At 70.6% G+C, this 13,110-nt stretch carries 13 protein-coding genes and 1 pseudogene; 5 read left to right on the forward strand and 9 right to left on the reverse strand.

Translation table 11 applies throughout. The features are described from left to right. Positions 1–2 precede the first annotated feature (2 nt). From pucL to uraD, 3 genes are read right to left on the reverse strand one after another with little or no spacing between them, the layout of a single operon-like run. Positions 3–860: a factor-independent urate hydroxylase gene (gene pucL, locus ABD798_RS16340; protein ID WP_344875549.1), complete on the reverse strand. Its 858-nt coding sequence runs from the start codon at positions 858–860 to the stop codon at positions 3–5. 2 nt (positions 861–862) lie between these two features. Continuing rightward, positions 863–1,198 carry a hydroxyisourate hydrolase gene (uraH, locus tag ABD798_RS16345; RefSeq protein ID WP_344875551.1) on the reverse strand — a complete coding sequence of 112 codons (336 nt, stop codon included), beginning with the start codon at positions 1,196–1,198 and terminating at the stop codon, positions 863–865. Next, positions 1,195–1,683, reverse strand: a complete 489-nt coding sequence (uraD, locus tag ABD798_RS16350) for a 2-oxo-4-hydroxy-4-carboxy-5-ureidoimidazoline decarboxylase (protein WP_344875554.1) — start codon at positions 1,681–1,683, stop codon at positions 1,195–1,197. The genes uraH and uraD overlap by 4 nt, the downstream gene beginning before the upstream one ends. 163 nt (positions 1,684–1,846) lie before the next feature. Between uraD and ABD798_RS16355 the strand changes: the two genes are divergently transcribed. Genes ABD798_RS16355 through ABD798_RS16370 form a run of 4 tightly spaced genes read left to right on the forward strand, consistent with a single transcriptional unit; the run spans position 1,847 to position 5,370 of the window. Beyond that, on the forward strand, positions 1,847–3,373 hold the full coding sequence (locus tag ABD798_RS16355) for a PucR family transcriptional regulator (RefSeq protein WP_344875556.1): 1,527 nt from the start codon (positions 1,847–1,849) through the stop codon (positions 3,371–3,373). Positions 3,374–3,387: 14 nt separating this feature from the next. Then, a complete protein-coding gene (fabG, locus tag ABD798_RS16360) occupies positions 3,388–4,149 on the forward strand; it encodes a 3-oxoacyl-ACP reductase FabG (protein ID WP_344875558.1) in 762 nt (253 codons plus the stop codon). A gap of 2 nt (positions 4,150–4,151) precedes the next feature. Further along, entirely contained in the window at positions 4,152–4,964 is an 813-nt protein-coding gene (locus ABD798_RS16365; protein ID WP_344875560.1) for a MaoC/PaaZ C-terminal domain-containing protein, read from the forward strand. Positions 4,965–4,992: 28 nt separating this feature from the next. Beyond that, positions 4,993–5,370, forward strand: coding sequence for a septal ring lytic transglycosylase RlpA family protein (locus tag ABD798_RS16370; RefSeq protein WP_344875562.1), 378 nt, complete (start codon positions 4,993–4,995; stop codon positions 5,368–5,370). A 265-nt stretch (positions 5,371–5,635) separates the two neighbouring features. Here the strand turns inward: ABD798_RS16370 and ABD798_RS16375 are convergent, their stop codons facing one another. From ABD798_RS16375 to ABD798_RS16385, 3 genes and pseudogenes are all read right to left on the reverse strand, one after another. Beyond that, positions 5,636–6,022, reverse strand: coding sequence for a carbohydrate-binding protein (locus ABD798_RS16375; protein ID WP_344875783.1), 387 nt, complete (start codon positions 6,020–6,022; stop codon positions 5,636–5,638). 33 nt (positions 6,023–6,055) lie between these two features. Next, positions 6,056–7,801 (reverse strand): annotated as a pseudogene (locus tag ABD798_RS16380) (glycoside hydrolase family 3 protein); the annotation flags it as partial. A gap of 170 nt (positions 7,802–7,971) precedes the next feature. Continuing rightward, positions 7,972–8,877 carry a bifunctional helix-turn-helix transcriptional regulator/GNAT family N-acetyltransferase gene (locus ABD798_RS16385; protein ID WP_344875564.1) on the reverse strand — a complete coding sequence of 302 codons (906 nt, stop codon included), beginning with the start codon at positions 8,875–8,877 and terminating at the stop codon, positions 7,972–7,974. Positions 8,878–8,969: 92 nt separating this feature from the next. Here ABD798_RS16385 and ABD798_RS16390 point away from each other — a divergent pair, with 92 nt between their 5' ends. After that, positions 8,970–9,416, forward strand: a complete 447-nt coding sequence (locus ABD798_RS16390; protein ID WP_344875566.1) for a hypothetical protein — start codon at positions 8,970–8,972, stop codon at positions 9,414–9,416. Here the strand turns inward: ABD798_RS16390 and ABD798_RS16395 are convergent. The 3 genes from ABD798_RS16395 to ABD798_RS16405 form a co-directional block, all read right to left on the reverse strand. Next, a complete protein-coding gene (locus ABD798_RS16395; protein WP_344875568.1) occupies positions 9,413–10,555 on the reverse strand; it encodes a sensor histidine kinase in 1,143 nt (380 codons plus the stop codon). The two genes, ABD798_RS16390 and ABD798_RS16395, sit on opposite strands and share 4 nt — an antisense overlap. Before the next feature lie 216 nt (positions 10,556–10,771). Then, positions 10,772–11,779 carry a PucR family transcriptional regulator gene (locus ABD798_RS16400; protein ID WP_344875570.1) on the reverse strand — a complete coding sequence of 336 codons (1,008 nt, stop codon included), beginning with the start codon at positions 11,777–11,779 and terminating at the stop codon, positions 10,772–10,774. 7 nt (positions 11,780–11,786) lie between these two features. Then, on the reverse strand, positions 11,787–13,097 hold the full coding sequence (locus ABD798_RS16405; protein ID WP_344875572.1) for an MFS transporter: 1,311 nt from the start codon (positions 13,095–13,097) through the stop codon (positions 11,787–11,789). Positions 13,098–13,110 lie beyond the last annotated feature (13 nt).

Below are 13,110 nucleotides of genomic sequence, written 5' to 3' on the forward strand. Positions count from 1 at the left end.
CGTCACCATGCCGAGTTCTGCTCGGGAAGATCGTCGCGGCGCACCGTGCCCTCGATCAACCCGTACGGGCGGTCGGCGGCGAAGAAGACCTCGTTCGGGTTGTCCAGGCCGAACGGCGCCAGGTCCACCAGGAAGTGGTGCTTGTTCGGCATGGAGAGCCGGATCTCGGCGATGCCGGGCTGCTTGTCCAGCACGCGCTGCCCCATCGCGTACAGGGTCTGTTGCAGGGAAAGGCTGTGCGTTTCGGCGAACGCGGTGAGCAGGTCGTGCTTGGCCTGCTCGAAGGACTCCGCCCAGTCGGTGGGGTGCGTGTGGTGCAGCCACCGCGCGTTGACGTCCGTCGCGAGGATGCGATCAGTGGTCTCGGCGAGCGTGGTGTAGCCGTCCTTGATGTAGCCCCAGAACTCCGAGTCCGTGGTGTTCATGACCGTCAGCCCGCTCAGCCCGGAGACCACGTGCGCCCCGTCCTCGAACCACGTGACGGTGGCTGTTCGCGTGGCGGAACCGTTGCGGGAGAAGGAATGCGGGCGGTCCTCGATCCGGTCCCAGCTGTACTGCTCGAAATCGATGCGCGCGCCGTGGATCGACTTCTGCGACCGCACGAAGTGCTCGCCGAGCCGCAGCCCGAACGCTTCGGCCTCGCCGACCCCGTCCCTGGCGAAGGCGTAGACGGTGTTCTTCTGCGTGTCGGTGGGCAGCACCTTGCTGTTGTCGCCGGTCAGGTGGGTGCTGGTCAGATCGCCGGACAGCGCGACGCTGACGTTGAGGTCGGTGACGCGGTGCCGCTTGCCGTCCCGATCGACGCGGACCAGCCGCACCTCGGCCTTGCCGTACTGGTTGCCGCCGAGCGCGATCGCCATGTTCAGCTCCCCCGGTAGGTCGAGTACGAGTACGGGCTCAGCAGCAGTGGCACGTGGTGGTGCCGCTCGCCGTCGGTGATCACGAAGCTGATGACGACCTCCGGGAAGAACACCGGAAGCCCTTGCGCGGTCAGGTAGTCCGCCGTCTCGAACACCAGCCGGTAGGTGGCCGGCGGCACGTCCACCGCAGGACCCCAGCCGGTGATCCGCCCGTCGGCGTTGGTCTTGTCGGCGGCCAGCGGCTCCCACTCGGTCCCGCTCAGCCGTTCCAGCCGCACGACCATGCCCGAGGCGGGCAGTCCGCTGTTGGTGTCCAGCACGTGGGTGGAGAGGCTCATCCCGTCACCAGCTTCCGCAACCGCAGCTCCACGATCCTGCCCAGCTCCTCCCGCACGACCGCGCGTTCCGCGGCCTCGTCGTTGTGCAGCCGCTCGCGCAGCGAAGCGAGCACCTGCGTCGCTTCGAGCCCGGTCGCGCAGATCAGGAACACGTGGCCGAACCGCTCTTCGTAGGCGATGTTGCCCGCGACCAGCTCAGCCCGCACGCGCTCGTCCTCGGTGGCCGCCGCGGACTGCTCGCCCCGCGACCACCTCGCCTCGCGCCCCTCGCCCTCGGCCCGCTGACCGATCCGAGGGTGCGCGTCGACGGCGATCCTGAGCTGCGCCCAGTCCAGCTCGGCCAGCTCCTTCGCCCCGCTCGCCACCAGGGCTTCCACGTCGGCGAACGGCCGCGCGCGGGCGACCCGCTCCGCCCACACCGGGTTGGCGCAGCATCCGAGCAGGGCCTCCGGTTCCAGGCGCGCGTTGAACTCGTCAGTGGACACCGGTGCCCCTCCTCGCGGCCGAGAGTGGATCGCAGTACACACGCGTGCGCTCACCGCGACTATGGCGAGAACGCATGAAGGTGAGCGCGCAGCCGGGTGAGCCTTTCGTAACATCCTCCAAACCCGGTGCGGGTAGGTTCCCCGGAGAAGCGGAGGGAGCAGGATGAGGCTGCGCGACCTGGTGGAGGCCGCTGACCTGCACCTGGCCCTGCTCACCGGCCCCGACCAGCTCGATCGCCCGATCCGGTGGATCTACACCACCGACCTGCGCGATCCGAGCCGCTACCTCTCCGGCGGCGAGCTGGTGCTGACCGGGATGGTCTGGCGCCGCTCCGCAGAGGACTCCGACCCCTTCGTCGCCGCGCTCGCCGCCGCCGGGGTCACCGCGCTGGCCGCGGGTGACGCGGAGTTCGGCGCCGTGCCCGCCGACCTGGTCGAAGCCTGCCGCGCGCACGGCGTCCCCCTGCTCGGCGTCCCCGTCGACGTCTCCTTCGCGACGATCACCGAGCGCGTGGTGCTGGCGCTGGCCGGAGAGCGCGGCGAGCTGGACTGGCACCGCAGAATGGTCGCCGCTGCCGTTGACGGCGGTGGATTGGGCGCGGTCCTGGAGCTGGGCTCCGCGAGGCTGGGCGCGCGGTGCTGGGTGCTCTCGCCGTCGGGCCGCGTGATCGGTGGGCCCGCTGGACTGTCTTCTGAGCGTCGGCGGTTGCTCGTGCAGCAGTTCCTGCACGCCGACCGCCTGCCCAAGACCGCGCGCGAGCGCACCGGAGAGCCGGTGTCGCTGCTGCCCTCCGCGAGCCGGGCCGGACAGCGCTTGGCCAGCTGGTTCCTCGTGGTCGAAGGTGATCATGAGCAGTGGGACGCCGTGGCGAGCGAAACCGCGACCGAGCTGGCCACGCTCACCGCGCTGGAGCGCTCGCGCCGCGAGGAACGGCAGCGGTTGGAGAGCAGGCTCGCCGGGCCGCTGCTGCTCTCCGCGATGCACGGCGAGGTGGAGGAGAACGAGGTCGAGTCCCGGCTCGGCGCGCTCGGCTTCGCCAGGGGAGAGCCGCTGTGCGTGCTCGCCGCGACGACCTCCGGCGGCGGCCCTGGGCTCGCGCCGGTCGTGCTGGGCGAACTCGTCCACGGAGCCCCCGCGCGCGGCTTCGTCGCGGTCGCCGGTCAGGAAGCGTTGGCGCTGCTCTCCGCCGATGCGAAGGGGCTCGCGGCCGCGCTCGACGAGATCACCGAGGCTGTGCGGATGATGGAGCCCGGGCTCGGCGACGCGCGCTTGGTCGTCGGGGTCAGCGGCCTGGCGACCGTGGCGGGGCTGCGCGGCGCGGTCGAGGAGGCCAGGCAGGCGCGGCGGCTCGCGGAGCACCGCCCCGGCCGGGCCAAGGTGGCGACCGCCGCCGAGCTGGCCTCGCACCTGTTGTTGCTGGCCACCGTGCCCGATGAGCTGCGGAAGTCCTTCCGCGTCAAGCTGCTCGGGCCGCTGCTGGACTACGACGCCGCGCACAAGGGCGAACTGGTGCAGACGCTGCGCGTGTTCCTGGACTGCGCGGGCTCGCCGACCAGGAGCGCGGCGCAGCTGCACGTGCACGTCAACACGCTGCGATACCGGCTGAGCCGCATCGAGGAGCTGACCGGACGCGATCTTGGCTCCTTCCCTGATCGGGTAGACCTTTATCTGGCACTGGAACTGGGCTGAGAGGGGTTCGACGGGTGAGCAGCTCGCAGGAACGGGTCGCACTGGTGACCGGCGCGGCGCGGGGGATCGGCGCGGCCACCGCGCGCACGCTGGCCGAACAGGGCGCGGCGGTCGCCGTGGTCGACCTCGACGAGTCGGCCTGCGCCGAGACCGTCGAAGCGATCACCGCAGCGGGCGGACGGGCGATCGCGGTCGGCGCCGACGTCTCGCAGCGCGACGCGGTCGAAGCGGCGGTGGCACGCGTGGTCGACGAGCTGGGCGGGCTGCACGTCCTGATCAACAACGCCGGGGTCATCCGCGACAACATGCTGTTCAAGATGACCGACGACGACTGGGACACGGTGATGAACGTGCACCTGCGCGGCGCGTTCCTGTGCAGCCAGGCGGCGCAGAAGCACATGGTCGCGCAGCGCTACGGCAAGATCGTCAACCTCTCCAGCACCTCCGCGCTCGGCAACCGGGGCCAGGCCAACTACGCGGCGGCCAAGGCGGGCATCCAGGGCTTCACCAAGACGCTCGCGATCGAGCTGGGGCCCTTCGGCATCAACGTGAACGCGGTCGCGCCAGGCTTCATCGCCACCGACATGACGGCCGCGACCGCGAGTCGCATCGGCGTGGAGTTCGAGCAGTTCCAGAAGGCCGTCGCGGACGCGGTACCGCTGCGCCGGATCGGCAGGCCGGAGGACGTCGCCGCCGCCGTCGCGTTCCTCGCCAGCGACGCCGCGTCCTTCATCACCGGCCAGGTGCTCTACGTCGACGGTGGACCGAGGGGCTGAGCGTGGCGATCTTCCAGAGCCTCGTCGGGCAGGTCGCGGGGCCTTGGCGCCACGAGTGGACGCGCGAGGACAGCGCCCTCTACGCGCTTGCGGTCGGCGCAGGGCAGGACGAGCTGGCGTGGAGCACCGGCCAGGAGGCGCTGCCGAGCTTCGGCGTCGTGCTCGCCCAGTTCGGCGCCTTCGACGAGCGGCTCGGCGACTACGACCCGGCCCTTCTCCTGCACGGAGAACAAGAGATCGTTCTGCACCAACCCCTTCCGGCAAGCGGCTCGGTGTCGGTGCTGCGCACGGTGACCGACGTGTTCGACAAGGGCTCCGGCGCGCTCGTCGCCAGCCGGTGGGACGCCGCCGATGAGGCTGGTAAGCCTTTGATGTCAACATCTTCGTCGGTGTTCGTGCGCGGAGAGGGCGGCTTCGGTGGCGAGCGCGGGCCGTCCACCTCGTGGGAGCCGCCCGCCCGGCCGCCCGACGTTTCCCTGCGCTACACCACTTCGGCCAACCAGGCGCTGCTCTACCGGCTCACCGGCGACCACAACCCGCTGCACGTGGACCCCGAGTTCGCGGCGCGCGGCGGCTTCGAGCGACCGATCCTGCACGGGCTGTGCACCTACGGCATCACGTGCCGGTTGCTCATCCGTGAGTTCTGCCAGGCCGCGCGGGTGCGGCGGATGTTCGGGCGGTTCTCGCTGCCGGTCGTGCCGGGCGCCGAGCTGGTGGTGTCGGCGTGGCGAACTGGACCGGGTGAAGTGGCGTTCCGCACGGCCGACTCCTCGGGCGCCGTCGTGCTCGACCGGGGCGCGTTCGCCTACAGTTGATCAAGCCCTTCTACCGAGGAGTCCTTTGGTGCGCGCCCTTTTCGTCGCGGCAGTGCTCGTGCTCGGCCTCGCTGCTCCTGCGGTTGCCTTCGCCTCGGAGGAGCCGCCCAAGCAGTGCGTTGCCACCTGGTACGGCAACCCCGAGGCGACCACGCCGGTCTACACCGCGAGCGGCGAAGTGCTCGACCCGGCCGCGATGACCGCCGCCCACGCGAGCCTTCCCTTCGACACCTTGCTCAAGGTCACCAACAAGCGCACCGGCCTGTCCGTCGAGGTCCGCGTCAACGACCGCTTCGCGGCTCAGGGCGACCGCTGCGTGAACCTGACGCGTGGCGCGTTCACGAAGATCGCCCCGCTCTCCATGGGCGTGGCCCCCGTCGACGTGACGGTCGCGGTGCTCCGCTAGCGGAGTCCTCGGGGTTCGCCAGTCTTCAAGACCCCCCAACCCCCCTGTCGATCATCGTCAACCACCGCAAACCCGGCGCCCGATGAGGGTTTGCGGCGGTTAAGGACCGCTGAGACGGGGGTTCGTAGGACTTGAAGACCGGCGAACCCGAAGCCGCGCCGCATGCGACCTGGCCCAGCGGGGGTATCCGTTTCGTACTCCTAGCGGGCAGGAGAGCGCTCCCCGAAGCCGCTAGGAGTACGAAACGGGAGAAGCGACTACGGCCTCAGCGGGAGAACTGGAACCAGTTGAGGTTGGTGAAGTCGGAGCTTCCGCCTCGGGCCACCACGTACAGGCGATGCTTGCCGCTCGCGCCGGTGACGGTGGTGGTGGCGCTGGCCCACGTCTGCCAGCCACCGGTCGGAGTGATCGCCTGCGTTGCCACGACGGGGCCGCTCGGCGAGTCCAGGCGGTACTCCAGAGAACCACCAGCCGTTGCGCCCGAAGCGAAGCGCGTCGTCACGCGGGTGGCGGGCGTGGAGCCGAAGTCCACGTCGGCGTAGCCCAGGTGGTCGCCGTTCGCGATCCACCCGACGTTCTGGCCGCAGCCGCCGTCGGTGCACCGCTGCACCCCGGTTCCGCGCTGCTCGTCGTAGTAGGCCGCGCCGATCACCTGGTAGGCGTCCTGCGTCGCCGGGAACGACTCGCCGTGCCCGTAGCCGAACAGTGCGGACTTGCCGTCACCGTTGTTGATCGGCTGCTGCGAGACCGACCGCATCCAGCTCACCGGGAGCTTGCCGGACGCCGGGTGATCACCGAAGAGCACGTCCGCGACACCAGCGCCCTCGGTGCCGGGCAGCCACGCCGCGACCAACGCGGACCAGTCGGGCAGTTGCGCCGCGATGTCCATGGGGCGGCCCGAAACCAGCACCACGACCACGGGCACTCCGGAGGCCTTGAGCTTCGCAAGAGTCGCCAGGTCCTCGGCGTCCAAGCCGAGCCCGCCGGGCCGGTCGCCGTTGTACTCCGCGTACGGGGTCTCGCCGACGACCGCGATGGCAGCCTTGTACGTGTCGTTGATGCCGTCACCGTTGCGGTTGTAGGTCACAGCCGTTCCCTGCACGGCTTGCTGAATTCCTTGCAGGACAGTGGTTCCAGGCGTGATCGCGCCGCTCTTGCCCTGCCACTCGATGGTCCAGCCACCGGACTGGTTTCCGATGTCCGAAGCGCTCTTGCCCGCGACGAAGAGCTTGTCCGCGGTCTTGGGCAACGGCAGCACACCGTTGGCGTTCTTCAACAGCACCTGCGACTCGCGCACGGCCTCGCGAGCCAGGGCGCGGTGTGCCGGACTGCCCACGGTCGAGGTGTAGGAGCGGTCGGTGAACGGCTTCTCGAACAGGCCCAGCTCGAACTTCTTCGTCAGGACGCGGCGATTGGCGTCGTCGATCCGCGCCATCGGCACGCGCCCGGACTCCACCTCGGCGCGCAGCAGGTCCAGGAACCGCCGCCACTCCGCCGACACCATGATCATGTCGATGCCCGCGTTGACCGAGGCGCGCACCTCCTCCGGGGTGAAGCCCGGCTGGCCGTCGATCTTGTCGATGGCGTCCCAGTCGGAGATCACGATGCCGGAGAAGCCCAGCTCCGCCTTGAGCACGTCGTTCACCAGGTACTTGTGCGCGTGCAGCTTCACGCCGTTCCAGCTGCTGTAAGAGATCATCACCGAGCCCACGCCGCGCCGGATCGCCTCGCGGAACGGCGTGATGTGCCGCGAGCGCAGCTCCGCTTCGGACACCTCCGTGTTGCCCTGATCGGTGCCGTTCGTGGTGCCACCGTCGCCCACCCAGTGCTTCGCCGTCGCCAGCACCGAGCCCGGTGCGTTGAGCGCGCTGCCCTGGAGCCCGGTGACCAGCGTCGTCATCGCGGTGGCCAGCTCGGCCTCCTCGCCGAAGGACTCGTAGGTGCGGCCCCAGCGGTCGTTGCGGGCCACGCACAGGCACGGCGCGAAGTTCCAGTCGATGCCCGTGCCGGAGACCTCCTCGGCGGTGGCCTTGCCGATGCGCTGCACCAGCTCCGGATCGCGAGCGGCACCGAGTCCGATGTTGTGCGGGAAGATCGTCGCGCCATGCACGTTGTTGTGCCCGTGCACCGCGTCGACGCCGTAGATCATCGGGATGCGCAGCGGTGTCGCCAGCGCGGCCCGCTGGAAGTTGTCGTACATGTCGGCCCAGCTCGCCGCCGTGTTGGGCGCGGGGGCCGAGCCGCCGCCGGAGAGCAGCGAGCCGATCCGGTGCGTGGTCAGATCGGCCGGTTGCACCGCCTTGCGCTCGGTCTGCACCATCTGGCCGAGCTTGTCCGCCAGCTTCATCCGCGCCATCAGGTCGCTGACGCGGTCCTGCACCGTCGCGCCCTTGTCCAGGTAGACGACCTGCTGCGCCGACGCAGTCACCATCGATGTCAGCATCAGACCCGCCGTCGCGATGGCCACCGCCACACGCGCTCTCATCCGAACACCTCCCGTTCGGCGGCGGGATTGTTGGGAGTCACAACAATGACGGCCGGGGCGGTCCCGCGACAGGGCAGAACGGGTGAGAGCGCTTTCCTGTGCGTGTCCGTGGGCGCCTAGAGGTCCTTCACCCAGGTCTGCCCGTTCAGCTCGGCGCCGAAGCTGCGATGCGCCTGCTCGTCCACCAGCTCGTAGCCCGCACGCTGGTAGATCCGCCGCGCCGCGCTCAGGATGTCGTTGGTCCACAAGGTGATCCGCTTGTACCCGGCCGCTCTGGCGAAGCGCTCGCACTCCTCCACCAGCCGCGCGCCGACGCCCATGCCGCGCGCGCTCGGCTCCACCAGCAAGATCCGCAGCTTGGCCGTCTCGTCGTCCTGCTTCATGCAGAACACGCAGCCCACGCGCTCGCCGTCGACCTCGGCGATCCACCCGGCCTCGCGCGCGGGGTCCTGCTCGTCGACGAAGTCCGCCACGATCCGCGCCACCAGTGACTCGAAGGTCGCGTCCCACCCGTACTCCCGCGCGTACAGCTCGCCGTGCCGCTGCACCACCCAGCCGTAGTCGCCGACCCGCGTCGGCCGCAGCACCAGCGCGCGGTCCTTCGCCTCGCCGCCGAGCAGTCGCCGGATCGTGTTCATCGCGCTGACGACCTCGCCCCGCTCCTGCTCGCTGAGCCCGTCCAGCAGCCCCGCCACCTGCTCCGAGGCGACGTCGTCCAGCTCGCGCTGCGTCGCCCTTCCCTTGTCCGTCAAGCTGATCACCTGCCGTCGAGCGTCCACAGTGGACTTCGCGCGGACCGTGAGCCCGTCGGCGTCGAAGCGGTTCAGCAGCCTGCTCAGGTACCCGGCGTCCACGTCCAGCTCCTTGCGCAGGTCGGCGACCTCCGCCGACTCGCACTGCGCCAGCTCGAACAGCACGCGCGCCTCGGTCAGCGAGAACGCGTCATAGCGCAGCGCGCCGACGGAGTTGGTGTAGAAGCGCGAGAACGCGCGGACCGAGGAGACCAGCGAATCATTGACCACGTCAACAATATAGTTGACCTAGTCAAGCTTATTGTCGGGGTTCTCGCCGAAACGCTGGAAACCGGTTCGCGAGCGGGGGTCTGATACCGGGCATGACCACCGCCAACCGCCGCCGCGCCGCCACCTCGGCCGCGCTCGCGGCCGTCCTCGTCCTCGGCTCCGCCACCCCCGCGCTCGCCGAGACCGTCGCCAAGTTCGAGAGCAGGGACGGCTACGGCTGGGGCAAGATCGTCTGGAAGCCGAGGCAGGACGGGCCGGCGGGTCCGCACAGCAAGTGGCCCTTCGAGCTGACCCTCACCGCCGATCCCAAGGACGGCCACGGCCGCACCGGCGTGCAGTGGAAGGTCGTCTACGACAACCTTCCCGACACGGACTGGAAGTACTTCGTCGGCCCGACCTACAACAGGGCCACCGCCGGTCCGAAGAACATGCACATGACCAGCATCGCCGGGCCCGAGGGCATCCGGTTCCGCGTCTGCCGCAAGATGGACGACGGCAAGGACGTGTGCGGCTCGGAGACCCGTCTCTACAAGCGCTAGACCCGGCAGGGGAAGCGGGCGCGGACCTCGAAGCCACCGCCGACGCGCGGTCCGGCCAGGAAGCTCCCGCCCGCGTCCTCGACCCTGGCGCGCATGCCGGTGAGCCCGCGCCCCGGCGGCTTGGCGCGCTGCACGGCACCCCGGCCCCGGTCGGCGACCTCGACAACGATCTCGTCGGCCTCGCGGCAGACGCGCACCTTCGCGCTGGTCGGGCCCGCGTGCCGGAGCACGTTGGTCAGCGACTCCTGCACCACGCGGTAGACCGCCGCGTCGATGTCCTCGGGCAGTTCTCCCGCGCTGAGGTTGACCTCCTGCTCCACGAGCATCCCGCCGGCGCGAACCCTCGACATGAGCGCGGGCAGTCCGCGAAGCCCGGTGGCCGCGGGGCAGTCGGTGTCCCTGGCGTGGATCGTGTCCAGCGCCGACCGCAGCTCGGCCAGGGCCTGCGTGCTGGTCAGCCGGATCGCTTCCAGGGCCGCTTTGGTCTGGTCCGGTCGCGCGTCCAGCGCCACCTGCGCGGCCCCGGCCTGCATGGCCACCACCGCGAACCCGTGCCCGGCGACGTCGTGCACCTCGCGGGCGATCCGCATCCGCTCCTCCAGCGCGGCCTTGGCCATCAGCGCGTGCCGCATCCTGTCTGACGCGGCCTGCCTGACCTGGGCGAGCCTGCCCAGCAGCCAGGGGACGACGAACCAGCCAGTCCACGCGATCACGATCAGCGCGGGCTGCCGGAAGTCGACCATCAGCCGGGGCAGCGCGAAGGCCACCCCGCCCGCCGCGGCGGCACCGCAGGCCAGGCCCGAGGTCGCGGCCGGGCGGCGCAGCGCCACCTCGAACATCGCCAGCACCATGCACAGGTGGATCGGGCCGTAGGGGTTGCCCAGCAGCGTGTAGACGCCGACCGCCACCACCGTCACGGCGAGCGCGGCCAAGGGGGCCCTGCGCCGCCAGGCCAGGGCCGCCGAGCTGATCAGCGCGAGCGCGAAGCCCCACGCGTCGGGCGGACGTGCGTCGTCGAGCAGCTCGCCGATGAGCGTCGAGCCGCACAGCACCAGTACCGCGAGGACCACCGCGTAGCGACAGTCCGCCCCGCTGGGCAGCCAGCCGCTCGCCCCGTCGTTGTCGCGCCGGGTCACCACGCCCCGCAGCCTAGAGGTACCAGTGGGTAACGTACACAGCTGTCCGTTTTCCGGACGCGCTCGTGTTCTTTCCTGGAGCATCGCACCACCCCGGCCGGCGCTTCGGCTCGTCTGGTCTGACCTGCGGATACGGCTATTCCTCATCCTAAATTCGGCAAAGTCGCCAAGACAGGTCCATTAGCGGGGTAATAGATTTTTTCACACTTACACAGATGTTCACATTCGGATCAGGTCGAGCAGCCGCAACGCGAGTTCGGTTTCCAGCGCGCGCTCCGGCTCCTGCCAGCCCGGCCCGAGCAGCGCGGAGATCCGCTCCAACCGCTGCGCGACCGTGTTGACGTGCACGTTGAGCAGGTCCTTCGCCCTGGTCGGACTGCGCCCCGCCGCGAAGTACGCGCGCAACGTCGGCACCAGGCTCGTTCCGCGCCGCGCGTCGTGGTCCAGCAGCGCCCCGATCGTCGCCCGGACGAACGCCTTCGGCTCCGGCTGGTCACCGAGCACCAAGCCGACGAAGCCCAGCTGCTCCGCGCTCGCGCCGCGCCCGGCTCCGCCCAGCGCCAGCAGCGCGGTCAGGCAGCGCGCCGCCTCCGCGTGCGCGGCCCGCACCTCGCCCGAAGCCGCTCCTGCCGTCACGGGCTTGCGCAGCTCCGCGCCGAGCCCGCGCGCGCTGCGCTCCGCGTGGTCGGCCGCGTCGCACCCGGGGAGCAGCAGCACCACGTGGTCCTCGTGCTCGACGGAGAGGCCTCCGTGCGCGCTCGCGAAGTGCGCCGCGGCGGACGCGAGCCCGGCAGGACCGGCGAGCACCACGACGGAGCTCGGCGCGTCGAGGTCGACGCCGAACCGCCGCGCGCGCTCGTGCTTCGCAGGACGTCCGGTCAGCAGGTCGGAGAGCAGCTGACCGCGCTCGCGCTCCTCGGCGGCGAAGGCGCACTCGCGGATCAGCAGGTCGAGCGCGATCACCGAGGCGGCCACGTCCAGGTTCCGCCGACCTTCGCCGTCGAGCTCCGGCCCGGTGCGGCCGAGCTCGCCGACCCGCCGCCCGTGCGCGACGGCCGCGACCTTGAGCACCTGACCGCCGCGCCTGCTCCCCGCGCGCGCCAGCTCCCGGCCCGCCGCGTCGGTGATCACCACGGTGCCGCCGAGCCAGCCCGCGACCACCTCCGCGAGACCGCCCGCTCCGCCGCCCGCGGCGGCGACGGCCACCAACCGCTCGACCACCGTCACACCCCAACTATGGGGCAGCGGGGACCTGGCCGGGGTCGGCGCGCAGGTCGCGGTGCCGGGTCTCGGGGGAGAGCGCGACCGCGACGATCGAGATCACCGACATCCCCGCCAGGTAGAGCGCGATCGCGAACCAGCCGCCGTAGGCCGCGAGCAGCGCCGTCGCGATGATCGGCGCCAACGAGCCCGCGAAGATCGACGCCAGCTGGTAGCCGATCGAGGAGCCGGAGTAGCGGACCCTGGTGCCGAACATCTCCGCGAAGTAGGCGGCCTGCGGCCCGTACATCGCGCCGTGGAAGATCAGGCCGATCGTCACCGCGAGCGTGATCGCGCCGAAGGAGCGCAGGTCCAGCAGCGCGAAGAAGCCGAACGCCCACACGCCCGTGCCCGCCGCTCCGAGCAGGTAGACCGGGCGCCTGCCCACGCGGTCCGACAGCGCTCCCCACAACGGGATCACCACGAAGTGCACCAGCGAGGCGATCAGGACCGCGTTCAGCGCGACGCCCCGGTCGAGCCCCAGGTGCTGCTCCACGTACACCAGAACGAACGCGGTGATCAGGTAGTAGCCCGCGTTCTCCGCGAAACGCGCGCCCATCGTGATCAGGATTTCCTTGCGGTAGCGGGTGAACACCACCGACACCGGAGGGCGCTCGTCGGTGCCCTTGGCCTGCTCGGCGGCTTCGACGAAGACCGGCGACTCGGAGATGGAGAGCCTGATCCACATGCCGATCAGCACCAGCACGCCGGAGAACAGGAACGGCACCCGCCAGCCCCACGACAGGAAGTCCTCGTTGCTCTGCGTCGCGGAGAGGACCGCCATCGCCGCCGAGGCCAGGATGTTGCCGCCCGGAACGCCCGCCTGCGGCCAGGACGCCCAGAAGCCCCGGTGCTCGTCCGAGCCGTGCTCGGAGACGATCAGCACCGCCCCGCCCCACTCGCCGCCCACCGCGAAGCCCTGCACCAGGCGCAGCAGCGTCAACAGGATCGGCGCGCCGATCCCGATCGAGGCGTAGGTCGGCAGCAGCCCCATCGCGAAGGTCGCCACACCCATCAGCAGCAGGCTCGCCACCAGCAGCTTCTTCCGCCCGAGCCGGTCGCCGTAGTGGCCGAACACCAGCCCGCCCAGCGGCCGCGCCAGGAAACCGATCGCATAGGTCACGAACGCCAGCAGCGTGCCGACCAGCGGGTCCGAGGCCGGGAAGAACAGCTTGTTGAACACCAGCGCCGCGGCCGTGCCGTAGATGTAGAAGTCGTACCACTCCACCGTGGTGCCGGCGAGGCTGGCGCCGACCACCCTCAGCGTGTTGGACCTGCCCGCCATGGCGCCTCCCCGA

This window comes from Allokutzneria multivorans (assembly GCF_039537405.1).
In the GTDB taxonomy this organism is placed as follows: domain Bacteria; phylum Actinomycetota; class Actinomycetes; order Mycobacteriales; family Pseudonocardiaceae; genus Allokutzneria; species Allokutzneria multivorans.

What these genes read in the sequence shown, in the direction of transcription:
- pucL (WP_344875549.1), bottom strand. Translation starts at nt 860, where the DNA reads ATGGCGATCGCGCTCGGCGGCAACCAGTACGGCAAGGCCGAGGTGCGG.
- ABD798_RS16355 (WP_344875556.1), top strand. Translation starts at nt 1,847, where the DNA reads ATGAGGCTGCGCGACCTGGTGGAGGCCGCTGACCTGCACCTGGCCCTG.
- ABD798_RS16390 (WP_344875566.1), top strand. Translation starts at nt 8,970, where the DNA reads ATGACCACCGCCAACCGCCGCCGCGCCGCCACCTCGGCCGCGCTCGCG.
- uraH (WP_344875551.1), bottom strand. Translation starts at nt 1,198, where the DNA reads ATGAGCCTCTCCACCCACGTGCTGGACACCAACAGCGGACTGCCCGCC.
- ABD798_RS16405 (WP_344875572.1), bottom strand. Translation starts at nt 13,097, where the DNA reads ATGGCGGGCAGGTCCAACACGCTGAGGGTGGTCGGCGCCAGCCTCGCC.